We start from the raw sequence: 23,499 nt of genomic DNA, 5'->3' as shown, positions 1-23,499 counted from the left end.
CCGCATGCTGGAGATCGCGGTGCAGGACAGGTCGGGGCGGGTCGGGGTGCGGGTCTCGGAGGACGAACTCCGGGACGCGGTACGGGACATGGGGCAGTGGAAGGGCTCCTTCCTGGTGCTCCAGCGGGTCCCCGACCTGCCGGACACCTACGCGCAGGCGTGCCCGGAGGACGGGGCCTGGACGGTCGAGTACCGGGACGGCGCGCGGTCGCGGCACTTCGGGGCGCGGGTGGGCGCCTTGGAGCGGGTCGCCGAGCTGCTGGTCGGCTGGGCCCGGGAGGACGCGGACTGGGCGGCGGGGGAGGAGTGGGAGCGGATCGACTTCGGGCCCGACCCGGAGCCCGCCCCGCTGGAGCTGCCGGAGGAGGACGAGGAGCTCCTGGTCACCGAGGTGCGCACGCTGCTGGTGGGCGGGTACGCGACGCTCGCGCAGGCGGCCGAGGTCGCCGAGGAGTGCCTGGTGGACGGGGAGCACCGGCCGGTCGGCAAGGAGCAGGCCCGGCAGCTGGCCGAGCGGATGTGGCTGGAGCGGGTCGCCGAGCAGCGCGGCTGGGCCGGCGAGACCGACCCGGAGCGGCTGGCCCGGGCGTTCGCGGCGCTGGACGCGGCCGGGATCACCGCCCGGGAGGACTTCACCTGCTGCGGCGGCTGCGGCTACGCCGAGATCGGGGCGCAGGCGGCGCCGGGCGCCCGCGGCTTCGTCTTCTTCCACTCCCAGAGCACCGGCGGCGCGGCCCGCGGCGGCGACCTGTGGCTGCAGTACGGCGGCTTCGACGGTTCGGCGGAGACCACCGCCGCCGTCGGCCGGGAGGTCGTCGCGGCGCTGACCGGGGCGGGCCTGACGGCCGTCTGGAACGGGGGGCCGGACGACGCGATCCGGGTGACCGGCCTGGACTGGCGCCGCCGCCTGGTCGGCTAGGGCCGCGCCCCGCTCCCGCGGCCGCCGCGCCCCCGCAAGGTCAGGCTGTCCTTCGTACGGCGCAGCCCCGCGGCCGAGCTGTTGCCGGGGGCGGGGGCGGTGCCTTGACTGGAGCGGAACGTCCCGGCTCCCGCGCGAGGGTAGGTCACCATGCTGTCGGCCCGCAGTCTGTTCCAGGAGATCCACGACGACGACCAGGCGTTCCGGCTGTTCTGCTCGATCGCCGCGAAGGGCGAGGACCAGGGCGGCTGGGAGAACGGCCGGATCGCCCGGCTGGTGCCGGACGAGGTGCTGGCGCCGAAGGTGGCCCGGCACGGGGCGGACGAGGACAAGCACGGCCGGATCTTCAAGGCGCTGATGCACAAGCGCGGCCTGCGGGAGCGGGACGTCCCGGACGACACCGACTACACGATGATCCTGGAGCGGCAGGGCATCGGCCTGGCGCACGCCCGGCTGCGCCGGGACGAGCCGCTGACCGAGCGGGACGTGATCACGTACCTGGCGCACAGCCGGGTGACCGAGCAGCGGGCCGCCGAGCAGATGCTGATGCTGAAGAAGGTCTTCGGCGACCACCCGGAGCTGGGGCGGGCGGTGCGGATGATCTCCAACGACGAGGACAACCACCTGGCGTTCTGCCACGAGGAGCTGCTGCGGCTGGCGTACCACGGGCACGGCCGGGCGATCCTGGAGACCCTGCAGGCCACCGCCCGGGCGGAGATCCGCACGTACCGGGACGTCAGCCTGGCCGTGATGGCGCACCTGGGGGAGCTGCTGCGCTGGTCGGGGGCGAAGTCGGCGGCGCTGGCGGCGGGCATCCACGCGGTGTACGCGTACGAGCGGGCGGGCGGCTGGCGGCGGATGACCACGCTGAAGATGCCGGCCCGGCTGAACGCGCTGGGCGGGCCCGCGCCGCACGAGCAGTTCGCCTGACCGCCCGGCGGCCGGCCGCGGGAGGCCGGTGTGCACACTGACCAGGTGACCTCCGAGATCTTCCCGCACAACGTCCAGCAGGTCCTCGACCTGGTCGGCATCTTCGTGTTCGCGCTGTCCGGCGGGCTGATGGCGGTCCGGAAGAACATGGACATCTTCGGGATCTGCGTGCTGGCCGAGGCCACCGCGCTGGGCGGCGGCGTGCTGCGGGACCTGGTGATCGGGGCGCTGCCGGTGGCCGCGTTCACCAACTTCGGGTACTTCCCGACCCCGCTGGTGGCCGGGGTGGTGGTGTTCTTCCTGCACCCCGAGGTGGAGCGGATCACCCGGGCGGTGATGGTGCTGGACGCGGCGGGCCTGGGCCTGTTCTGCGTCACCGGCACGATCAAGGCGCACACCTACGGGCTGGGCGCCGTCCCCTCGGTGGCCTGCGGCATGCTGACCGCGGCGGGCGGCGGCGTGATCCGCGACCTGCTGGCGATGGAGCCGCCCTCGCTGCTGCGCTGGGACCGCGAGATATACGCCGTCCCGGCGCTGGTCGGCTCGGCCGTGGTGGCGGTGCTGATCGGCATCGGGCAGCTGACCCCGTTGAACGCCTCGCTGGCCGCCGTGGTCGCGTTCGCGATGCGGATGCTGGCGCTCAAGTACGGCTGGCGCGCACCTCGTGCTTGGCACCGCAACGGTTCTCGCACCAGCGAGGAGTAGGGGAGCCGCCGTACGCCAGCGAGATCGCCTCGACCGTGCAGAGCAGTTCCGGCAGCAGCTTGCTCAGCTCGGTCACCGAGGCGATCCGGACCGGGGCGGAGATCGAGCAGGCGGCGATGGCGGTGCCCTCGGTGCCGGCGATCGGGGCGGCGATGCAGTTCACCGACTCCTGGTACTCGGCCTGGTCCACCGCCCAGCCGCGGCGGCGCACCTCGGTCAGCTCGGCCCGGAACTCCTCCGGGCCGCGGATCGACTGCGGGGTGCGGGCCGGGAAGTCGGCCCCCTCCAGGAAGGCGGCGAGCCTGTCGGCGGGCAGGTCCGCCAGCAGCACCTTGCCCGCCGCGGTGGCCACCGCGGGGGCGCGCTTGCCGATCCGGCTGGCCTCGCCGAGCCAGCTGCGGCCGTGGTCCGGGTACTTGGCCTCGACCTTGTCGAGGTACAGCACCTCGTCCTCCTCCAGCACGGACAGGTGCACGGTGTGCCCGTAGCGCTCGTTCAGCACCGCCAGGTACGGGGCGGCCACCTGCCGGATGTCGATGCCCTCCAGCGCCTGGTGGGCGAGCGCGAACAGCCGCCCGCCGAGCCGGTAGCGCTGGTCGGACTGCCGGTGGACGAAGCCGTGCTCCTGCAGGGTGCGCAGCAACCGCAGCGCGGTGGACTTGTGCACCCCGATCTTCGCGGCGGCCTGCTCCAGCGACGCCGGGCCCTCGCCGAGCGACGCCAGGATGGTCAGCGCGCGGTCGACCGTCTGGGACACGGCCCCTCCCTCTCACATCGGCGTGGCCGGAAGGCTAACGGCGCGTTGCAGAGGGTGCAATGGCCAAATCGTGACTCTTCCGCCGCCTACACTGGTTCCCGCTATGGCATACCTCGACCACGCCGCCACCACCCCGATGCTGCCCGAGTCGGTCGCCGCGATGACGGCGCAGTTCGGCGTCGTCGGCAACGCCTCCTCGCTGCACGCCGCCGGCCGGCGGGCCCGCAGAGTGGTCGAGGAGTCCCGGGAGTCGCTCGGCGAGTCGCTGGGCGCCCGCCCCAGCGAGATCGTGCTCACCGGCGGCGGCACCGAGTCCGACAACCTGGCGGTCAAGGGCCTGTACTGGGCCCGGCACGACGCCGACCCGGCCCGCCGCCGGGTGCTGAGCAGCCCGGTCGAGCACCACGCGGTGCTGGACGGGGTGCACTGGCTGGCCGAGCACGAGGGCGCCGAGGTCGAGTACCTGCCGGTGGACGGGCTCGGCCGGGTGCACCCCGAGGCGCTCCGGGAGGCGATCGAGCGGGATCCGGGGACGGTCGCGCTGGTCACCGTGATGTGGGCCAACAACGAGGTCGGCACCGTCCAGCCGATCCGCGAACTCGCGGCCGTCGCCGCCGAGTTCGACGTGCCGATGCACTCCGACGCGGTGCAGGCGCTCGGCCAGGTGCCGGTCTCCTTCGCCGACTCCGGGCTGACCGCGCTGACCGTCACCGGCCACAAGGTCGGCGGCCCGTACGGGGTCGGCGCGCTGCTGCTGGCCCGCTCCGCCAAGCCCGTCCCGCTGCTGCACGGCGGCGGCCAGGAGCGCGACGCGCGCTCCGGCACGCTGGACGTGCCGGGCGCGGCCGGCTTCGCGGTGGCCGCCGCGCTGGCCGTCGAACGGCAGCCCGGGTACGCGGGCGCGGTCGGCGCGCTGCGCGACGAACTGCTGGCCGTGGTCGGCTCGGCCGCGCCGGACGCGGTGCTCAACGGCGACCCGGGCGCGGACGGGCGGCTGCCCGCCAACGCGCACTTCTCCTTCCCCGGCTGCGAGGGCGACGCGCTGCTGATGCTGCTGGACGCGGCGGGCGTCGAGTGCTCCACCGGCTCGGCCTGCTCGGCGGGCGTCCCGCAGCCCAGCCACGTGCTGCTGGCGATGGGCGTCGACCCCGAGCTGGCCCGGGCCTCGCTGCGCTTCTCGCTCGGCCACACCTCCACCGCCGCCGACGTGGCGGCGCTGGCCGCCGCGCTGCCCGGCGCCGTGGAGCGGGCCCGCCGGGCCGGGCTGGTGCGGGCGGCCCGCTGAGACAGGTTCCGCACGGAACCTTCTGCTTCCGGACGTATTCTGGGGGCATGAACGCACCCCTGCCCGAGCGCACCGTCCGCGACCTGACCGGGATGCTGGTCCAGGCCGCGCACGCGATGAACACCCGGCTGTCGCTGGCGCTGGCCGAGATCGACAGTTCCCCGCGCAAGCACTGCGTGCTGCTGCACGCCCTGGAGGCCGAGCGCACCCAGTCGCAGCTGGCCGCGATCGCCGGGCTGGACAAGACCACCATGGTGGTCACCGCCGACGAACTGGAGCGGGACGGCCTGGCCGAGCGCCACGCCTCCGCGACCGACCGGCGGGTGAAGGTCATCCGGGTCACGCCCGCGGGCGCCGAGCTGGTGCGGCGCGGCGAGGTGATCGTCGACCGGGTGCACGGCGAGGCGCTGGGCGAGCTGTCGGCGGGGGAGCGGCAGGTGTTCGTGGACGCGCTGGACCGGCTGCAGCAGGCGGCGGAGTTCCCGATGGTCGGCGAGGGCGGCGTGGTGCGCAAGCCGCGGCGGGCCCGGCAGGGGTAGCTCCGCGGACCGTCCCGCTTTAGATCGTCTATTACAAAACTATCTGCTACGGTCTCTCTTGTCGGGAGAGCGCGTCCGCGCATCCCCGGGGAGGGAGAGAACCGTGTCCGAGAACCCGTCACGCACCCGCTGGCTGGCCCTCGCGGTGGTGTGCGCCGGAATGCTGATGGTGATCCTCGACGGGTCCATCACCACCGTCGCGCTGCCCGCCATCCAGGCCGACCTGCACATCGGAGCGGCCGGACTGGCCTGGGTGGTGGACGCCTACGTGGTCGCCTTCGGCGGACTGCTGCTGCTCGCCGGACGCCTCGGCGACCTGCTCGGCCGCCGCCGGGTCTACCTCGCCGGGATCGCCGCCTTCACCGTCGCCTCCGTGCTCTGCGGCCTCGCCGTCAACGCCGGGACGCTGATCGCCGCCCGCTTCCTGCAGGGCGCCGGCGGCGCGATGGCCTCCGCCGTCGGCCTCGGCATGGTGGTCGCGCTGTTCCCCGACCCCGCCGAGCGGGCCAAGGCGTTCGGCGCCTTCGGCTTCACCGGCGCGGTCGGCGCCTCGCTCGGCCAGGTGCTCGGCGGCGTCCTCACCGAGGGCCTCGGCTGGCACTGGATCTTCTTCATCAACCTGCCGATCGGCGCCGCCGCCCTGCTCGCCGGGGCCCGCCTGCTGGCCGACGACCGCGGCCCCGGCCTGAAGGCGGGCGCCGACGCCCCCGGCGCCGCCCTGGTCACCGGCGGCCTCATGCTCGGCGTCTACACCATCGTCGAGGGCGGCCCGGCCGGCTGGACCTCCGCCCGCACCCTGGCCACCGGCGCCGCCGCGCTCGTCCTGCTCGCCGCGTTCCTGCTCCGGCAGCGCCGCACCGCCACCCCGCTGCTGCCGCCGCGGATCCTCGCCCGGCGCACCACCGCGCTCGCCAACCTGGTCCAACTGCTCATGCTGGCAGCCCTGTTCGGCTTCCAGATCCTGCTCGCCCTGTACCTCCAGCAGGTCCAGCACTACGGCGCGCTGGCCACCGGCCTGGCCATGCTGCCCGCCGCCCTCACCATCGGCACCGTCTCGCTGCTGCTCGCCGCCCGCGCCATCGCCCGGTTCGGCGAACGCCGCACCCTGCTGCTCGGCCTGGCCCTGCTCACCGTCGGCATCGCCCTGCTCACCCGGCTCCCGGCCGGGCAGCTGAACTACGCCGCCGACGTGCTGCCCACCATGCTCAGCTCCGCCGGGTTCGGCCTGGCCGCCACCGCCCTCACCGCCCTCGGCATGGCCGACGCCCGCCCCGAGGACGCCGGACTGCTCTCCGGCCTGCTCAACACCACCCAGCAGGTCGGCGCCGCGCTCGGCGTCGCCGTCCTCACCGCGCTGGCCGCCGGCCGCGGCACCGGCGGCTTCCACCTCGCCTTCGGCACCGGCGCCGCCCTGCTGCTCGCCGCGTTCCTGCTGGCCCTCGCCCTGCCCCGGCACCGGGGGGCCGCCGAGGCCGCCGACGCCGAACCGCCCGTCCTGGTGCACGGCTGATCCGCCCGCCCGATCCGCCCGCCCCCGGGGCCCGGCCGCGTCCCCGACGCCCGACGGGCCCCCGTTACGCTTGAGGCACCATGACTGACTTCCCCGGCGCCCCGACCACCCCGTCCACCGGCCGTCTGCGCGTGCTCGCCGCGATGTCCGGCGGCGTCGACTCCGCCGTCGCCGCCGCCCGGGCCGTCGAGGCCGGCCACGAGGTGACCGGCGTCCACCTGGCGCTCGCCAGCAACCCGCAGTCCTTCCGCACCGGAGCCCGCGGCTGCTGCACCCTGGAGGACTCCCGGGACGCCCGCCGCGCCGCCGACGTGATCGGCATCCCGTTCTACGTCTGGGACCTGGCCGAGCGCTTCCGCGAGGACGTGATCGACGACTTCGTGGCCGAGTACGCCGCCGGGCGCACCCCCAACCCGTGCCTGCGCTGCAACGAGAAGATCAAGTTCGCCGCGCTGCTCGACAAGGCGATCGCGCTCGGCTTCGACGCCGTCTGCACCGGCCACTACGCCCGGATCGTCGACCACGCCGACGGCACCCGCGAACTGCACCGCGCCGTCGACGCCGCCAAGGACCAGTCCTACGTCCTCGGCGTGCTCGACGCCGAACAGCTAGCCCACTCGCTGTTCCCGCTCGGCGACACCACCAAGGACGTCATCCGCGCGGAGGCCGAGCGGCGCGGCCTGGCCGTCGCCAAGAAGCCCGACAGCCACGACATCTGCTTCATCACCGACGGCGACACCCAGGGCTTCCTGGCCGAGCGCCTCGGCACCGCCCCCGGCGACATCCTCGACACCGACGGCACCAAGCTCGGCGAGCACGACGGCGCGTACGGCTTCACCATCGGCCAGCGCAAGGGCCTGCGGCTCGGCCGCCCCGCCGCCGACGGCAAGCCCCGCTACGTGCTCGACATCTCCCCGGTGAACAACACCGTCACCGTCGGCCCGGTCGAAGGGCTCGACGTGCACGCCCTGACCGCGATCCGCCCCCGCTGGTGTGGCACCCCCGCCGCGGGCGAGGGCCGCTACACCGCCCAGCTGCGCGCCCACGGCGAGGAGGTGCCGGTCACCGCGGTGCTGGACGGGGACGAACTGCGCGTCCGGCTCGACGCCCCGGCCCGCGGCATCGCCCCCGGCCAGGCCGTGGTGCTGTACGACGGCACCCGGGTGGTCGGCTCGGCGACCATCGCGAGCACCGAGCGGGCCGTCGCGGCGAGCCCGGGCGGTCCGCAAACGGTTTGACCCGGGCGCCCCGGGCGGTGGTAGGACTGGGAGCACTATGAACATCACGGTCTTCTGCTCCGCCAACTCCCTCGACGCCAAGTACACCGCCCCGGCGGCCGAGTTCGCCCGCCTGCTCGGCGAGGCCGGGCACACCCTGGTGTGGGGCGGCTCGCACGCCGGACTGATGGGCGAGCTCGCCGACGGGGTCAAGGCCGCCGGCGGGCGGCTGGTCGGGATCTCGGTGGAGTTCCTGCGCCACAAGGCGTACGAGGGCGCGGACGAGCTGGTGACCATGCCGGACCTGCCGACCCGGAAGGCCGAGCTGCTGGCCCACGGGGACGCGCTGGTGGTGCTGGTCGGCGGGATCGGCACGCTGGACGAGATCACCGAGGTGCTGGAGCTGAAGAAGCACGGCCTGCACGACAAGCCGGTGGTGGTCCTGGACAGCGAGGGCTTCTACACCGGCCTGCGCCTCCAGCTGGAGCGGATGGACGCCGAGGGCTTCCTGCCCCGTCCGCTCGCCGAGCTGGTGGCCTTCGCGCGGACCCCGGCCGAGGCGCTCGCCCACCTGTCCGCACACCAGCCCCAGTAAGGAAGACCGTCTTGGGTGTCCACCTGATCACCGGTGCCGGCTCCGGCATCGGCGCCGTCGTCGCCGACAAGCTCACCGCCCGCGGCGAGGAGCTCTGGCTGCTCGTCCGCGACGCGCGCCGGGCCGCCCAGCTGCGCGAGTGCTACCCCGCCGCGAGGACCCTGGTCGGCGACCTGGACGACCCGGCCAAGCTGTCCTGGGCCTTCGGGCACCAGGCGCTGCCGGTCGAACTCGACTCGCTGCTGCACGTCGCCGGGGTGGTCGAACTCGGCACGGTCGCCGAGACCCCGGTCAAGGCGTGGCAGCACCAGCTCAACGTCAACGCGGTCGCGCCCGCCGAGCTCACCCGGCTGCTGCTGCCCTCGCTGCGGCTGGCCCGCGGCCACGTGGTGTTCGTCAACTCCGGCGCCGGGCTGCGCGCCGACCCGACCTGGGGCTCGTACGCGGCCAGCAAGTTCGCGGTGCGCGCGCTGGCCGACGCGCTGCGGCAGGAGGAGCACGCCAACGGCGTCCGGGTGACCAGCGTCTACCCGGGGCGGACGGCCACCCCGATGCAGGCCAAGGTGCACCAGCAGGAGGGCCAGCCGTACGACCCGGAGCGCTGGATCGCGCCGGAGTCGGTGGCCACCGCCGTCCTCACCGCGATCGACCTGCCCAGGGACGCCGAGATCACCGAGATCACCGTCCGGCCCGGCAGGTAGCCGGGACGCCGGGGGCGCGGGTCGTTTCCCGCGCCCCCCGCGCGCCTCGTAGGCTCTCCCCGTGACTGACGTGGACGTTTTCGCGGAGCTGTCCGGTGCGGCGACCGGAGTCGGGTCGATGCCCGGCGGTGACGCCCGGGACATGGCCCGCGGCGTGATGGCCGAGCTGGAGCAGCTGCCGCACCTGCCCGAACTGCCCGGGCGCGGGCCGGGCGCCGACATGATCGGGCGCGGCGCCGGACTGCTGACCGAGCTGTTCGTGCAGACCGAGCCCAGCGGCTGGCGCTTCACCGACCACCCCGGGCGGGACACCAAGCGGGCGGTGTCCTGGCTCGGCGAGGACCTCGACGCCCTGGAGGAGCACACCCAGGGCTACGCGGGCCCGCTCAAGGTGCAGGCCGTCGGGCCGTGGACGCTGGCCGGCTCGATCGAACTGCGGCACGGCGAGAAGGCGCTCAGCGACCCCGGCGCCTGCCGGGACATCGCCGGCTCGCTCACCGAGGGCCTGCGCCGCCACCTCGCCGACGTCCGCCGCCGGGTCCCCGGCGCCACCGTCGTCCTGCAGCTCGACGAGCCGCTGCTGCCCGCCGTCCTCGCCGGGTCGGTGAAGACCGCCAGCGGCTTCCAGCGGCTGCGCGCGGTCGACCGCCAACTCGCCGAGCACGCCCTGCGCGAGCTGATCCGCGGCCTGGACGCGCCCGTCCTGGTGCACAGTTGCGCGCCCGGGGTGCCGATCCCGCTGCTGCGCCGGGCCGGCGCCGCCGGGATCAGCCTGGACTTCGGCCTGCTGACCGAGCGCGACGACGACGACCTGGGCGAGGCGGTCGAGGGCGGCACGCTGCTCCTCGCCGGTGTGGTGCCGTCCACCGACGTCGAAAGGTCGGACCCGGCCGGTAGTGTCCAGGGTGTCAGGACGCTGTGGCGCAGGCTCGGTCTGGCCCCCGAACTGCTGGGCCGCCGAGTGGTGGTGACGCCGACGTGCGGGCTGGCGGGGGCCTCCCCGGCGTACGCGCGGCGGGCGCTGGCCACCGCGGTCCGCGCCGCCCGGAGCCTGGTGGACAACCCGGAGTAGCGAGACGAGGAGGACGGCACGGTGGCGGCTGTGGAGGGCTGGGAGGAGATCCCGGCGGAGGTGCGGACGCGGCACGCCGAGCTGGCGACCGAGATCGAGGAGCACCGCGCCCGGTACTACGAGCAGGACGCCCCGGTCGTCACCGACGCCGAGTTCGACGCCCTGATGCGCGAACTGGAGGCCCTGGAGGCCGCGCACCCGGCGCTGGTGACGCCCGACTCGCCCACCCAGAAGGTCGGCGGCGCCCCGACCGTGCTGTTCGCCCCGGTCGAGCACCGGGAGCGGCTGCTCAGCCTGGACAACGCGATGGACGACGAGGAGCTGGCCGCCTGGGCCGAGCGGGTCGCCACCGAGCTGTCCGGCATCGACTACCACTACCTGTGCGAGCTGAAGGTCGACGGCCTGGCCGTCAACCTGACGTACGAGCACGGCGTGCTGGTGCAGGCCGCCACCCGCGGCGACGGCCGGGTCGGCGAGGACATCACCCCCAACGTCCGCACCATCGCCGAGATCCCGCACCGGCTGCACGGCGAGGACCTGCCGGAGCTGGTCGAGGTCCGCGGCGAGGTCTACTTCCCCACCGAGGAGTTCGACGCGCTGAACGCCTCCTTCGCGGCGGAGAACGAGCGCCGCCGGCAGGAGAACGAGGAGCGCGCCAAGGAGGGCAAGCGGCCCCGGGCGATGATCCGGCTGTTCATGAACCCGCGCAACGCCGCCGCCGGGTCGCTGCGGCAGAAGGACCCGCTGGTCACCGCCGCCCGCCCGCTGCGGATGGTGGTGCACGGCATCGGCGCCCGGCGGGGCTTCGACATCGACTGCCAGTCGCACGCGTACCAACTGCTGCACGACTGGGGCCTGCCCACCGCCAAGCACAACAAGGTGGTCGGCACGCTGGACGAGGTGCGGGCGTTCGTCAAGCACTTCGGCGAGCAGCGGCACTCGGTCGAGCACGAGATCGACGGCGTGGTGGTCAAGGTCGACGAGATCGCCCTGCAGGGCCGGCTCGGCGCCACCTCCAAGTCGCCGCGCTGGGCGATCGCCTGGAAGTACCCGCCGGAGGAGGTCACCGGCAAGCTCGCCGCCATCGAGATCGGCATCGGCCGCACCGGCCGGGCCACCCCGTACGCGGTGCTGGCCGAGCCGGTGAAGGTGGCCGGCTCGATGGTGCAGTACGCCACCCTGCACAACCAGCAGGTGGTGAAGGCCAAGGACGTGCTGATCGGCGACACCGTCGTGCTGCGCAAGGCGGGTGACGTGATCCCGGAGATCCTCGGCCCGGTCTACGACCTGCGGGACGGCGCCGAGCGGGAGTTCGTGATGCCCGCGCGGTGCCCGGAGTGCGGCAGCGGGCTGCGCCCGATGTCCGAGGGCGACATCGACCTGCGCTGCCCCAACGCCCAGCACTGCCCGGCCCAGATCCGCGAGCGGATCGCCTTCCTCGGCGGCCGCCAGTGCCTCGACGTCGAGGGCCTCGGCTACGTCGCCGCCACCGCGCTCACCCAGCCGCTGCCGCCGGTCGAGCCGCCGGTGCGCGACGAGGGCGACCTCTTCGGCCTGACCGAGGAGCAGCTGCTCCCGATCAAGGTGCTGGTGCGCGACCCGAAGACCGGCATGCCCAAGCCGGACGAGCGGACCGGCCGGGAGAAGGAGGTGTTCTTCTTCGCCAACAACGCGGGCGCGCCGAAGAAGAACACCGGCGTCCTGCTGGAGAACCTGGCCAAGGCCAAGGAGCGCCCGCTGTGGCGCTTCCTGAACGGCCTGTCGATCCGGCACGTCGGCCCGGTCGCCGCCCAGGCGCTGACCCGCGAGTTCCGCGACCTGGACCGGGTGTTCGCCGCCGACGAGACCGAGCTGGCCGCGGTCGAGGGCGTCGGCCCGATCATCGCCCGGGCCGTCAAGGAGTGGTACGCCGAGGACTGGCACCGCGAGGTGCTGGAGAAGTGGCGCGCCGCCGGGGTGGTCTTCACCGAGGAGGGCGCCGAGGAGCAGGGCGAGCGCCCGCTGGAGGGCCTGACCGTGGTGGTCACCGGCACCCTCGCCGGGCACACCCGGGACGGCGCCAAGGAGGCGCTGACCTCGCGCGGCGCCAAGGTCACCGGTTCGGTGTCGAAGAAGACCCACTTCGTGGTGGTCGGCGACAATCCCGGCTCCAAGCACGACAAGGCGCTGCAGCTGGGCGTCCCGGTGCTGGACGACGAGGGCTTCGCCGTCCTGCTGGAGCGGGGCGCGGACGCGGCCCGGGCGCACCTCGGGCTGGAGCCGCCGGAAACCCCCGCGGAGGTGCCCGGAAAGGGCGCGCAGGAGGAGGCGGGCGCCGCCGCGGGAGCGGAGGCGGCGGCTCCGCAGGGCGGCGGGTCCGGTGCGAACGAAGCGGACCAGGTGGGGGAAAATGTCGGAGAAGGGGCGGAGAAGAAGGTTTCCTGACGCGTCGTTATCGTCCTGATGCCGCGTCAGTCGGGTGTTCGAGAAGGAAATCGGGCATTGTGTCACTGAACAACGCGCGGATATGACGTTGCACTCAGAGCTGGCCCGAAAGTGCGCCCAGGTGGGGCACCCCGGCTTACCCTGGGCGCTACGAACTGTCAGCAGGAGTGTGTGGCAACGGTCTTCCACCGCGGCCCCGGGGACACGACCTCGTCTGACGTCCACCGGCACCTCTGCGGAGAGGGGTGCCTCACCGTGAGGCGGCCCCGCCGGGGGGCGGGCCCGACGGAGGACTGGGCTTATGGATCGTACGACCGGCGGCGCGCCCACACGCCCGCCGCAGGGGGTGGCAGGGGCGGTCCTGCTGCTCGGCGTGCTGCTGGCCGGGGCCGCGCCGCTCATCCCGCTGGCCGTCCTGGTGTACCGGTACGAACCCGAACTGCTGCCGCTGTTCTCGGTTCCCCTGGCGGTGCTGGTCGCCGCCTGGCGGATCGCCCGCGACCGGGCGCGCGACCAGCTCACCGACCCGCTCACCGACCTGCCCAACCGGCAGGCCCTGCTGATCGCCACCCAGGAGGCGCTGGCCAGGCACCGGGACGAACCCGGCCACCGGGACGAACCCGGCCACGGGGTCGGCCTGATCCTGCTCGACCTGGACCGCTTCCGCTCCCTCAACGACGCCCTCGGCCACACCGCCGGCGACCGGCTGCTGGTGCACATCGCCCGCCGGCTGCACCGCGCCCTGCGCACCGGCACCGGCCACCCCAGGGAGGACGAGGACGGCACCGCGCTGCCCCCGCCGGTGCGGCGCGGCGAGCGCCCGGTGGTGGCCCGGATGGGCGGCGACGAGTTCGCCGTGCTGCTGCCGGGGGTGGGCAGCACCGAGGTGCTGGAGCGGACCGCGAAGGCGCTGATCGCCGAACTCGCCGCGCCGATCCGGCTGGACGGCCTGCTGCTCGTCCTGGAGGCCAGCGCCGGCGTCTGCGCCTACCCGGCCAACGCCGAGGATGCAGAATCGCTTCTGCGCCGGGCCGACGTGGCGATGGGCCACGCCCAGCACAGCCGCAGCGGCGTCGAGCGCTACGACGAGGCCCGCGACCTCGACACCCCGTACCGGATCGGCCTGCTCGGCGACCTGCGGCGGGCCATCGAGATGAACGAGGTCCAGTTGCACTACCAGCCCAAGGTCGCCTTCGACGGCACCGTCGTCGGCCTGGAGGCGCTGGTCCGCTGGGACCGGGCCGGGCAGGGGCGGGTGGCGCCGGACGAGTTCATCGCGCTCGCCGAGTCCTCCGGGTTGATGCCCCGGCTCACCGACTACGTGCTGGAGAGCGCCGTCGGGCAGATCGCCCGCTGGCGCAACCAGGGCCTGATGGTGCCCGTCGCCGTCAACGTCTCGCCGCGCGACGTCCTCAACCCCGGCTTCGCCGCCCGGGTCGCCGGACACCTCGCCCGGCACCAGGTCCCGGCCGCCGCCCTCCAACTGGAGATCACCGAACGGCTGCTGCTCGACGACAGCCGGCGGGCCGCCGACACCCTGGCCGAACTGCGCCGCTACGGCGTCCGGATGTCCCTGGACGACTTCGGCACCGGCCACTCCTCGCTGGTGCGGCTGCGCAGCCTCCCGGTCGGCGAACTCAAGATCGACCGCTCCTTCGTCTCCCGGATGGTCGCCGACGACCACGACGCCGCCGTGGTCCGCTGCTCCGTGGAGCTCGCCCACTCGCTGGGCCTGACCGTGGTCGCCGAGGGCGTCGAGGACGACGAGACCTGGGAGCGGCTGCAGGACATGGGCGTCGACGCCGTCCAGGGCTGGCTGGTCTCCGCGGCGCTGCCCGCCGACCAGGCCACCGCCTGGCTGCTGGTGCGCCGCAACGACGCGCCGCCGGTGGAGTCGCTGCCGCGCTGACCGGGCGGGCGGGAGGGCCGTCCTGGGAGCCGTCCCAGGACGGCCCTCCCGCGTCTGCCCATAGGATGGCCCCTTAGGACCGAAAGGACGGGTGTGCCCAGGGGGCAGCCCGGTCCACCAGAACTCACCCTTGAGGATCGCTGCATGCCTGGCATCACGCGCGAGGAGGTCGCCCACCTCGCCCGGCTGTCGCGTCTGGAGTTGCAGGCGGAGGAGTTGGACCACTTCGCCGAGCAGCTCGACGTGATCATCGGCGCGGTCGCCCGCGTTTCCGAGGTCGCGGGGCAGGACGTCCCGCCGACCTCCCACCCGCTCCCGCTCACCAACGTGCTGCGGGCGGACGAGGTGCGGCCGTCGCTGACCCCGGAGCAGGCGCTCTCCGGCGCCCCGGCGAGCGAGGACCAGCGTTTCCGCGTGCCGCAGATCCTCGGGGAGGACTGACCGAGATGACCGAACTGATCAAGTACACGGCGGCCGAGACGGCCGGCGCCATCGCCAAGGGCGAGGTCACGGCCGTCGAGGTCGCCCAGGCCCACCTGGACCGGATCGACGCCGTCGACAAGAAGGTCAACGCCTTCCTGCACGTCGACCACGAGGGCGCGCTGGCCGCCGCCCGCGCCGTCGACGCCAAGCGCGCCTCCGGCGCCGAGCTGGGCCCGCTCGCGGGCGTGCCGCTCGCGCTCAAGGACGTCTTCACCACCCGGGGCATGCCGACCACCTGCGGGTCGAAGATCCTGGAGGGCTGGGTCCCGCCGTACGACGCGACCCTGACGAAGCGTCTGAAGGACGCCGACGTCGTCATCCTCGGCAAGACCAACATGGACGAGTTCGCGATGGGCTCCTCCACCGAGAACTCCGCGTACGGCCCCACCGGCAACCCGTGGGACCTCACCCGGATCCCCGGCGGCTCCGGCGGCGGCTCGGCGGCCGCGCTGGCCGCCTTCGAGGCCCCGCTCGCCATCGGCACCGACACCGGCGGCTCGATCCGCCAGCCCGGCGCCGTCACCGGCACCGTCGGCGTCAAGCCCACCTACGGCTCGGTGTCCCGCTACGGCCTGGTCGCCTTCTCCTCCTCGCTCGACCAGGGCGGCCCGTGCGCCCGCACCGTGCTCGACACGGCGCTGCTGCACGAGGCCATCGCCGGGTACGACCCGCTGGACTCCACCTCCATCGACGCGCCGGTCCCCGCCGTGGTCGCCGCCGCGAAGACGCGCGACGTGCGCGGCATGCGGATCGGCGTGGTCAAGGAGTTCGCCGGCGAGGGCTACCAGGCCGGCGTCATGCAGCGCTTCGAGGAGTCCGTCGAGCTGCTGCGCGAACTGGGCGCCGAGGTCGTCGAGGTCTCCTGCCCGTCCTTCACGCTGGCGATGCCCGCGTACTACCTGATCGCCCCGTCCGAGGCGTCCTCGAACCTCGCCCGGTTCGACGCCATGCGCTACGGCCTGCGGGTCGGCGACGACGGCACCCGCTCCGCCGAGCAGGTCACCGCGCTCACCCGCGAGGCCGGCTTCGGCGCCGAGGTCAAGCGCCGCATCATCCTCGGCACCTACGCGCTGTCCTCCGGCTACTACGACGCCTACTACGGCTCGGCGCAGAAGGTCCGCACCCTGATCTCGCGGGACTTCGACGCCGCCTTCGCCGGCGTGGACGTGCTGGTCTCCCCGACCACCCCCACGACGGCATTCCCGCTCGGCGAGCGGGCAGACGACCCGCTGGCGATGTACCTCGCCGACCTGTGCACCATTCCCTCGAACCTGGCGGGCAACGCGGCCATGTCGCTGCCCTGCGGGCTCGCCCCGGAGGACAATCTCCCGGTCGGCCTGCAGATCATCGCCCCCGCGATGGCGGACGACCGCCTCTACCGCGTGGGCGGCGCCGTCGAGGCCGCGCTCAACGACAAGTGGGGCCACGCCCTGCTGGAGGAGGCACCGGCACTGTGAGCAAGATCGAGAAGGCCAAGGGCTGGAAGCACTCGAAGCCCGGCCTGTGGCTGTCCATCGGCACCAGCGCCTTCGGCGCCGTCTCCATCGCCAAGGACGTCCGCAAGGCCCGCGAGGAGAACGACACCCTCAAGCTGGTCAACGCCCTGGTCGGCGTCGCCGCCCTGATCACCGGCACCGCACTCCTCGTCCGCGAGCTCAAGCGTCTCGGCGACGACGACGTCCTGCTCGGCTGAACACCCATGATGGAAGAAGGGACGCTGTGAGCGTCATGAGCCTGGTCTCCTACGAGGAGGCTCTCGCCTCGTACGACCCGGTGATGGGCCTTGAGGTCCACGTCGAGCTGGGTACCAAGACCAAGATGTTCTGCGGCTGCTCGACCGAGCTGGGCGCGGAGCCGAACTCGCAGACCTGCCCGACCTGCCTGGGGCTGCCCGGGTCGCTGCCGGTGGTCAACGCGGTCGGCGTCGAGTCGGCGGTGCGGATCGGCCTCGCGCTGAACTGCGAGATCGCCGAGTGGTGCCGGTTCGCCCGGAAGAACTACTTCTACCCGGACATGCCGAAGAACTTCCAGACCAGCCAGTACGACGAGCCGATCGCCTTCAACGGCTACCTCGACGTGCAGCTGGAGGACGGCGAGGTCTTCCGGGTGGAGATCGAGCGCGCCCACATGGAGGAGGACACCGGCAAGTCCACCCACGTCGGCGGCGCCACCGGCCGCATCCACGGCGCGGAGTACTCGCTGCTGGACTACAACCGGGCCGGCATCCCGCTGATCGAGATCGTCACCAAGCCGATCGAGGGCGCGGGCCACCGCGCCCCCGAGGTCGCCAAGGCGTACGTCGCCGAACTGCGCGAGCTGATCAAGGCGCTGGGCGTCTCCGAGGCTCGGATGGACAAGGGCCAGATGCGCTGCGACGTCAACCTGTCGCTGCGCCCCAACGGCACCGAGACCTTCGGCACCCGCAGCGAGACCAAGAACGTCAACTCGCTGCGCAGCGTCGAGCGGGCCGCCCGGTTCGAGATCCAGCGGCACGCCACCGTCCTCACCGACGGCGGCACCATCGTCCAGGAGACCCGGCACTTCCACGAGGAGGACGGCTCCACCACGGCCGGCCGGATCAAGGACAACGCCGAGGACTACCGGTACTTCCCCGAGCCCGACCTGGTGCCGGTCGCCCCGGCCCGGGAGTGGGTCGAGGAACTGCGGGCCTCGCTGCCCGAGCTGCCCCGGGTCCGCCGGGCCCGGCTGCAGGCCGAGTGGGGCCTGACCGACAAGGACATGCAGTCGGTGCTCAACGCCGGTGCGGTGGAGCCGATCTCGGAGACCATCGCGGCCGGCGCCCCCGCCGACCAGGCCCGCAAGTGGTGGATGGGCGAGCTGGCGCGGCGCGCCAACGAGACCGGCACCGAGCTGTCCGAGCAGCCGATCACCCCGGCCCAGGTGGCCCGGGTGTGCGCGCTGGTCGCCGAGGGCAAGCTCAACGACAAGCTGGCCCGCCAGGTCATCGAGGGCGTCCTCGCGGGCGAGGGCGAGCCGGACGACGTGGTCGCCAAGCGCGGCCTGGCCGTCGTCTCGGACGACTCCGCGCTCGGCGCGGCCGTCGACCAGGCCATCGCCGACAACCCGGACGTCGCCGCGAAGATCCGCGACGGCAAGGTGCAGGCGGTGGGCGCGCTGGTCGGCGCGGTCATGAAGACCACCCGCGGGCAGGCCGACGCGGCCAGGGTGAAGGATTTGATCCTGGAGCGGCTTGCCGCGTAAGGACCATCGAGCCCAGCCTGGAGAAGCTGGCCTGAGGTTCCTAAGGCGGTGCGGCGGGGCCTAAGGAGGCTCCTTAGGCCCGCCGAGCACGGTGCCCGTCCCCCGCCGGGGGCGGGCACCGCCGTTTTCGCGGCCGGTGGCCCGCGGAGATCGGGCAGGCTCCCGATGTGGCGCACCCCCCTGGGGGCGGAGGCTGGACACAGCACGCAACGAGGGGAAGTCACCGTGTACGAGTACGAGTTGTTCAAGGTGCGGGAACGCGAACTGCACAGCCGGGCCGCCGCCGAGCGGCTGGCCCGCGAGGCGGCCGGCGGGCGGACCGGTCTGGTCGAGCGGCTGGCGCGGCTGGTCCGGCGGGAGGCCGCGCCGCGCACCGGGCCGGTCGCGGAGCAGGGCCGTCCGGGGGCCGCGGCGGGCTGCGCGGGATGACCGGCGGGGCCGGGCCGTCCACCGCTCGGGATAACCGTTCGGCGGGGTCCGGGCCCTGTGGCATGCTCGCGGACATGGAGCAGACAGTCAGCCCGGTGTTCGTCGGACGCGGCCGGGAGACCGGCCTGCTCACCGCGGGACTGGACCGGGCGGGGGCGGGGGAGCCGCAGGCCGTGCTGGTCGGCGGGGAGGCCGGGGTCGGCAAGACCCGGCTGGTCGAGGAGTTCCTGGCGCGGGCCGAGGCGGCCGGGGCGGTGACCGCGCTCGGCGCCTGCCTGGAGGTCGGCGCCGAGGGCCTCCCGTACGGGCCGCTGTCGGCCGCGCTGCGCCGCCTGCACCGCCGGCTCGGGCCCGAACTGGACGCCGCCGCCGCCGGGTTGGAGGGCCGGCTGGCCCGGCTGCTGCCGGACTTCGGGGAGGCCGACGGCGAGGGCAACGACGAGTACGGCCGGGCCCGGCTGTTCGAGCACACCGCCCGGCTGTTCGAGCGGCTGACCGAGGGCCGGACGCTGGTCCTCGCCGTCGAGGACCTGCACTGGTCCGACCGCTCCACCCGGGAACTGCTCGCCTACCTGGTCCGCACCCTGCACCGCTCCCGGGTGCTGATCGTCGCCACCTACCGCACCGACGACCTGCACCGCCGCCACCCGCTGCGCCCCTTCCTGGCCGAACTCGAACGGCTGCGCACCGTCCAGCGGCTCGAACTCGAACGCCTCGACCGGCCCGAGGTGGCCGCCCAACTCGCCGGGATCCTCGGCCCCGAGACCCCCGGACGGGACGTGGTGGACCGGATCCACCGCCGCTCCGAGGGCAACCCGTTCTTCGTCGAGGAACTCGCCACCGCCTACCGCAACGGCTGCCTGGCCTGCGTCACCGAATCCCTGCGCGACATCCTGCTGGTCCGGGTCGAGGCGCTCCCCGAGGAGACCCAGCGGATCGTCCGGATCGCCGCCGAGGGCGGCTCCCGGATCGAACACGCCCTGCTCGCCGCCGTCGTCGCCGAGAGCGGCCACGGCCACGGCCCCGCCGGGGAGGACGCGCTGATCTCCGGGCTGCGCACCGCCGTCGGCGCCAACATCCTGCGCCCCGACACCGACGGCGAGGGCTACCGGTTCCGGCACGCCCTCGTCCGCGAAGCCGTCTCCGACGACCTGCTGCCCGGCGAACGCCAGGCCATCAACCGGCGGTTCGCCACCGTCCTGGAGGCCGACCCCGAACTCGTCCGGGCCGAACAGCGCACCGCCCGGCTCGCCGACTACTGGTACCGCGCCCACCAGCCCGCCCGCGCCCTGCCCGCCGCCCTCGACGCCGCCCGGGGCGCCCGCCGCCGCAACGCCTTCGCCGAACAGCTCAAGATGCTCGAACGCGCCCTCGAACTCTGGGACGCCGTCTCCGAACAGACCCTCGCCGCCACCCCGCGCCCCCACGACCGGGCCGACACCTACCCGCCCTGCGGCTGCGCGGACGGCGACCACGACGGCTGCGACCGCCTCCAACTCGTCGACGTGCTCGCCGAAGCCGTCGACGCCGCCCGCCGGGCCGGCGACCGCGACCGCGGCCAGAGCCTGGCCCGCCGCGCCCTCGGCCTGGTCGACGAGCACCGCAACCCGCTGCGCGCCGCCTGGTTCCGGCTCCAGCGCGCCAAGATGCTCGACCAGCTCAAGCGCGGCGGCGGCCTGGAGGAGATCCAGTACGCGCACCGGCTGGTGCAGGACCTCGGCCCGTCCGCCGTCCAGGCCGAGGCCCTCGCCCTCGAAGCCGCCCACGGACTGCTCCGCAACCCCGGCCCCGCCGCCGTCGCCGCCGCCGAACGCGCCGCCGACATCGCCCGGCAGGCCGGCGCCCCCTCCATCGAAGTGCACGCCCGGGTCACCCTCGCCGGACTCCTCGGCGACTTCGACGACGGCGAACGCGCCCTCGCCCTGCTCGCCGAAGCCGTCGAACAGGCCCGCCCGCTCGGCAACGACGACGTCCACACCCGCGGCCTCAACAACCTCGCCAGCCTGCTGCTCTCCTACGGCCGCGCCGAAGAAGCCGTCACCGCCGCCCGCACCGGCCTCGACGCCGCCCGCCGCAGCGGACTCCTGCTCAACACCGGCCCCATCCTCACCGGCAACCTCGCCGAAGCCCTCCTCGCCGCCGGCCGCACCCGGGAAGCCGCCGCCGTCCTCGCCGACTGGGACGACAAGCCCGAAGCCGACACCCACGGCGAATTCATGGACCGCCTGCGCGGCGAACTCGCCCTGCTCCGCGGCGACACCGACGAAGCCGAAACCCACTGGGCCGCCGCCCACGCCAGCGGCGGCAACGGCGCCCAACCCCAGCACGTCCTGCCCACCGCCGCCCTCGGCGTCCGGGTCGCCGTCCGCCGCGGCCGCCCCGACCAGGCCCGCGCCCGGCTCGCCGAAGCACTCGACGGCACCGCCCTCACCGGCCAGGACGGCCACCTCCTCCCGCTGCTCACCCACGCCGCCGAAGCCGAAGCCGACCAGCACCCGCGCACCCCCGACGGCGAAGCCGCCCTCGCCCGGATCGGCCGCCTCGCCGAAGGACTCGCCGCCCGCTGCGCCCTCCAACGCGGCTGGGCCGCCCTGCTCGCCGGCGAACTCGCCCGCGCCGCCGGCCGACCCACCACCGAACACCGGCGCACCGCCGTCACCGAACTGCGCGCCGCCGCCCTGCCCGGACCGCTCTCGCACGCCCTGCTGCGCGCCGCGGAGGACGCCGCCGCGGCCGGAGCACGCGACGAAGCCGCCGCACACCTCCGCGAAGCCGCCGAACTCGCCCGCCGGCGCGACGACCTCAGCACCCGCCGGGACGCCGAACTGCTCGCCGAACGACTCGGCCTCGGGCAGCGGGACGCCCCCGCGAACGGTTCCGGCGACGGGCTCGGCCTCACCCCGCGCGAACGGGACGTCCTGCGCCAGCTCGCCCTCGGCCGCAGCAACCGGCAGATCGCCGAACAGCTCTTCATCTCGCCGAAGACCGCCAGCGTGCACGTCTCCAACATCCTGGCCAAGCTCGCGGTCGGCGGCCGGGGGGAGGCGGCGGCGCTGGCCCATCGGCTGCGGTTGTTCCCGGAGGGGGAGGGGGTCTGACGGGTCGGGGGGCGGGGCGTGGTTCGGCGGCCGGGGGAGGCGGCGGCGCTGGCTCACCGGTTGCGGTTGTTCCCGGAGGGGGAGGGGGTCTGACGGGTCGGGGGGCGGGGCGTCCGCCTCTCACGCGGGGGCGGGGGCCGTGGCGGCCGTGGTGGCGCGGTGCTTGCGGTGGGCCCGGGTGAGGACCGCGGTCGGGACCGCGGCGACGGCGGTCACGGCGACCACCCACCAGTGGGTGTAGCCGAAGGCGGCGGTCAGGTGGGCGGCGCTCGGGGCGCCGAGCCGGGTGGCGCGGGCCTGGAAGAGCACGGTGAGGATCGCGGTGCCGAACGAACCGCCCACCCGCTGGAGCATGTTGAGCAGCGGGGTGGCGTGCTGGATCTGCTGCCGCTCGATCACCGAGTACGCGGTGGACATCGCGGGCATGGTGGCCAGGCCGATGCCGAAGCCGCGCAGCACCAGGACGGCGGAGAGGTACCGGAGGTCGTCACCGCTGCCGACCACGGCCAGCGGGACCGTGCCCAGCAGGGCGACCGCGAGGCCGGCCAGGATCACCGGGCCGCCGCCGACCCGGTCGGTCAGCCGGCCGGAGAGCGGCAGCGCCAGCACGGTGCCCAGGCCCTGCGGGGCCATCAGCAGACCGGCCGTGACGATGCTCTCGTGCCGGACCCGCAGGTAGTAGAGCGGCAGCACGATCAGCGCGCCGAAGAGCGCGGCGCCCAGGCAGAAGGTGCTGACGCAGGCGGAGGCGAACGCGGTGTTCCTGAACAGCCGCAGGTCGAGCAGCGGGTCGGCGCTGCGCAGCTCGTGCCGGGCGAAGAGGGCCAGCAGCAGCACGCCGGTGAGGGTCGGCAGCAGGCCGGCCGGGTCGGTGAAGCTGCCCAGGTGGGCGATCTCGGCCACGCCGTAGGTGACCAGCGGCAGGCCGAGCGCGACCAGCACGGTGCCCGGCACGTCGAGTCGGCCCGCGTCCTGCGGGGTGGAGCGCGGCAGCAGCCTGGTCCCGGCGACCAGGCCGACCAGGCCGAACGGGACGTTCACCAGGAAGAGCCACTGCCAGCCGAGGTGCTGCAGCAGCAGCGCGCCCAACGAGGGGCCGAGGACGGGAGCCAGCACGACCGGGATGCCGACGATGCTCATCACCCGGCCCATCCGCTTCGGGCCGGCCGCCGCGGCCAGCATCATCTGCCCGGTGGGCACCAGCAGTCCGCCGGCCAGGCCCTGCAGCAGTCGCAGTCCGATCAGCAGGTGGATCGAGCCCGCCGCCGCGCAGGCCGCCGAGCCGAGCGTGAAGACCGCCAGGGCGCCGAGCCAGAGCCGGTCGGCCCCGATCCGCTTGGCCGCCCAGCCGCTGAGCGGGATCGCGGCGGCCAGCGCGATCAGGTAGCCGGTGGCCACCAACTGAACGGCGTTCATCGATGCGGTCAGCTCGGCGCTCAGGGTGCCGAGGGCCACGTTGACGATCGTCGTGGTCAGCGTCGACATGAAGGCACCGACCACGATCACCCCTGCCAGCAGCCAGATGTCGCGGGTGACCCGGCTGTCGTCGGCGGCCGCTCCGGTGCTGTCGGAGGCCCCGGCGACCGCCGGGCCTGCGGAGGTGCTTCCCATCGCCATCTCCTTAACGGTGTTCAATTTAACGGTGTTCAGTTTGGCTCGGCGCGCGCTGCCAGGTCAAGCGGGTGTGGGAAAATCGGGCCGCCC

The 23,499-nt window shown here is 74.1% G+C and carries 19 protein-coding genes and 1 pseudogene; 18 read left to right on the top strand and 2 right to left on the bottom strand.

What is annotated here, in order from left to right; genetic code table 11:
• The first annotated feature begins 4 nt into the window (after positions 1-4).
• From ABD345_RS17015 to ABD345_RS17005, 3 genes are all read left to right on the top strand, one after another.
• Complete coding sequence (locus ABD345_RS17015) at positions 5-919, top strand: DUF6891 domain-containing protein (RefSeq protein ID WP_344553002.1); 915 nt, start codon at positions 5-7, stop codon at positions 917-919.
• 150 nt (positions 920-1,069) lie between these two features.
• Positions 1,070-1,849 (top strand): ferritin-like domain-containing protein, encoded by a 780-nt coding sequence (locus tag ABD345_RS17010; RefSeq protein ID WP_344553001.1) that lies wholly within the window; start codon positions 1,070-1,072, stop codon positions 1,847-1,849.
• A gap of 45 nt (positions 1,850-1,894) precedes the next feature.
• The gene (locus ABD345_RS17005) at positions 1,895-2,554 is read left to right on the top strand and encodes a trimeric intracellular cation channel family protein (RefSeq protein ID WP_344553000.1); all 660 of its coding nucleotides are present in this window, start codon (positions 1,895-1,897) and stop codon (positions 2,552-2,554) included.
• Here ABD345_RS17005 and ABD345_RS17000 read toward each other — a convergent pair.
• A complete protein-coding gene (locus ABD345_RS17000) occupies positions 2,490-3,311 on the bottom strand; it encodes an IclR family transcriptional regulator (RefSeq protein ID WP_344552999.1) in 822 nt (273 codons plus the stop codon). The genes ABD345_RS17005 and ABD345_RS17000 overlap by 65 nt on opposite strands.
• Before the next feature lie 103 nt (positions 3,312-3,414).
• Here ABD345_RS17000 and ABD345_RS16995 point away from each other — a divergent pair, with 103 nt between their 5' ends.
• From ABD345_RS16995 to ABD345_RS16925, 15 genes and pseudogenes are all read left to right on the top strand, one after another.
• Positions 3,415-4,596 (top strand): cysteine desulfurase family protein, encoded by a 1,182-nt coding sequence (locus ABD345_RS16995; protein ID WP_344552998.1) that lies wholly within the window; start codon positions 3,415-3,417, stop codon positions 4,594-4,596.
• Positions 4,597-4,643: 47 nt separating this feature from the next.
• The gene (locus ABD345_RS16990) at positions 4,644-5,135 is read left to right on the top strand and encodes a MarR family winged helix-turn-helix transcriptional regulator (RefSeq protein ID WP_344552997.1); all 492 of its coding nucleotides are present in this window, start codon (positions 4,644-4,646) and stop codon (positions 5,133-5,135) included.
• A gap of 160 nt (positions 5,136-5,295) precedes the next feature.
• Positions 5,296-6,645 (top strand): MFS transporter, encoded by a 1,350-nt coding sequence (locus ABD345_RS16985; RefSeq protein ID WP_344553084.1) that lies wholly within the window; start codon positions 5,296-5,298, stop codon positions 6,643-6,645.
• Positions 6,646-6,725: 80 nt separating this feature from the next.
• On the top strand, positions 6,726-7,883 hold the full coding sequence (gene mnmA, locus ABD345_RS16980) for a tRNA 2-thiouridine(34) synthase MnmA (RefSeq protein WP_344552995.1): 1,158 nt from the start codon (positions 6,726-6,728) through the stop codon (positions 7,881-7,883).
• 37 nt (positions 7,884-7,920) lie between these two features.
• The gene (locus ABD345_RS16975) at positions 7,921-8,457 is read left to right on the top strand and encodes an LOG family protein (RefSeq protein ID WP_344552994.1); all 537 of its coding nucleotides are present in this window, start codon (positions 7,921-7,923) and stop codon (positions 8,455-8,457) included.
• Positions 8,458-8,468: 11 nt separating this feature from the next.
• Complete coding sequence (locus tag ABD345_RS16970) at positions 8,469-9,158, top strand: SDR family oxidoreductase (protein ID WP_344552993.1); 690 nt, start codon at positions 8,469-8,471, stop codon at positions 9,156-9,158.
• Positions 9,159-9,228: 70 nt separating this feature from the next.
• Entirely contained in the window at positions 9,229-10,230 is a 1,002-nt protein-coding gene (locus ABD345_RS16965; protein WP_344553082.1) for a methionine synthase, read from the top strand.
• A gap of 30 nt (positions 10,231-10,260) precedes the next feature.
• Positions 10,261-12,654, top strand: coding sequence for an NAD-dependent DNA ligase LigA (gene ligA / locus ABD345_RS16960; protein WP_344553081.1), 2,394 nt, complete (start codon positions 10,261-10,263; stop codon positions 12,652-12,654).
• A gap of 364 nt (positions 12,655-13,018) precedes the next feature.
• Positions 13,019-14,563 (top strand): annotated as a pseudogene (locus tag ABD345_RS16955) (putative bifunctional diguanylate cyclase/phosphodiesterase); the annotation flags it as partial.
• A 144-nt stretch (positions 14,564-14,707) separates the two neighbouring features.
• Positions 14,708-15,004, top strand: coding sequence for an Asp-tRNA(Asn)/Glu-tRNA(Gln) amidotransferase subunit GatC (gatC, locus tag ABD345_RS16950; RefSeq protein WP_344552991.1), 297 nt, complete (start codon positions 14,708-14,710; stop codon positions 15,002-15,004).
• Positions 15,005-15,009: 5 nt separating this feature from the next.
• Positions 15,010-16,503, top strand: coding sequence for an Asp-tRNA(Asn)/Glu-tRNA(Gln) amidotransferase subunit GatA (gene gatA, locus ABD345_RS16945; RefSeq protein ID WP_344552990.1), 1,494 nt, complete (start codon positions 15,010-15,012; stop codon positions 16,501-16,503).
• Positions 16,500-16,739: a hypothetical protein gene (locus ABD345_RS16940; RefSeq protein WP_176190080.1), complete on the top strand. Its 240-nt coding sequence runs from the start codon at positions 16,500-16,502 to the stop codon at positions 16,737-16,739. Before gatA ends, ABD345_RS16940 begins: the two co-directional genes overlap by 4 nt.
• A 26-nt stretch (positions 16,740-16,765) precedes the next feature.
• Complete coding sequence (gatB, locus tag ABD345_RS16935) at positions 16,766-18,268, top strand: Asp-tRNA(Asn)/Glu-tRNA(Gln) amidotransferase subunit GatB (RefSeq protein WP_344552989.1); 1,503 nt, start codon at positions 16,766-16,768, stop codon at positions 18,266-18,268.
• A gap of 225 nt (positions 18,269-18,493) precedes the next feature.
• A complete protein-coding gene (locus ABD345_RS16930; protein ID WP_344552988.1) occupies positions 18,494-18,697 on the top strand; it encodes a hypothetical protein in 204 nt (67 codons plus the stop codon).
• Positions 18,698-18,771: 74 nt separating this feature from the next.
• Complete coding sequence (locus ABD345_RS16925; RefSeq protein WP_344552987.1) at positions 18,772-21,795, top strand: helix-turn-helix transcriptional regulator; 3,024 nt, start codon at positions 18,772-18,774, stop codon at positions 21,793-21,795.
• Positions 21,796-21,915: 120 nt separating this feature from the next.
• On the opposite strand, the gene ABD345_RS16920 is transcribed toward ABD345_RS16925, so the two are convergent.
• Positions 21,916-23,406 (bottom strand): DHA2 family efflux MFS transporter permease subunit, encoded by a 1,491-nt coding sequence (locus ABD345_RS16920; protein ID WP_344552986.1) that lies wholly within the window; start codon positions 23,404-23,406, stop codon positions 21,916-21,918.
• Positions 23,407-23,499: the final 93 nt, after the last annotated feature.

Source organism: Kitasatospora saccharophila (genome assembly GCF_039529925.1).
Classification (GTDB): domain Bacteria; phylum Actinomycetota; class Actinomycetes; order Streptomycetales; family Streptomycetaceae; genus Kitasatospora; species Kitasatospora saccharophila.
Note: the sequence above shows the minus strand (reverse complement) of the source record. Positions and strands in the feature narration are given on the sequence as shown.

Coding starts and splice junctions, on each gene's coding strand:
- ABD345_RS17015 (WP_344553002.1), top strand. CDS start 5: ATGCTGGAGATCGCGGTGCAGGACAGGTCGGGGCGGGTCGGGGTGCGG.
- ABD345_RS17010 (WP_344553001.1), top strand. CDS start 1,070: ATGCTGTCGGCCCGCAGTCTGTTCCAGGAGATCCACGACGACGACCAG.
- ABD345_RS16995 (WP_344552998.1), top strand. CDS start 3,415: ATGGCATACCTCGACCACGCCGCCACCACCCCGATGCTGCCCGAGTCG.
- ABD345_RS16990 (WP_344552997.1), top strand. CDS start 4,644: ATGAACGCACCCCTGCCCGAGCGCACCGTCCGCGACCTGACCGGGATG.
- ABD345_RS16985 (WP_344553084.1), top strand. CDS start 5,296: ATGCTGATGGTGATCCTCGACGGGTCCATCACCACCGTCGCGCTGCCC.
- mnmA (WP_344552995.1), top strand. CDS start 6,726: ATGACTGACTTCCCCGGCGCCCCGACCACCCCGTCCACCGGCCGTCTG.
- ABD345_RS16975 (WP_344552994.1), top strand. CDS start 7,921: ATGAACATCACGGTCTTCTGCTCCGCCAACTCCCTCGACGCCAAGTAC.
- gatC (WP_344552991.1), top strand. CDS start 14,708: ATGCCTGGCATCACGCGCGAGGAGGTCGCCCACCTCGCCCGGCTGTCG.
- gatA (WP_344552990.1), top strand. CDS start 15,010: ATGACCGAACTGATCAAGTACACGGCGGCCGAGACGGCCGGCGCCATC.
- ABD345_RS16925 (WP_344552987.1), top strand. CDS start 18,772: ATGGAGCAGACAGTCAGCCCGGTGTTCGTCGGACGCGGCCGGGAGACC.
- ABD345_RS16920 (WP_344552986.1), bottom strand. CDS start 23,406: ATGGGAAGCACCTCCGCAGGCCCGGCGGTCGCCGGGGCCTCCGACAGC.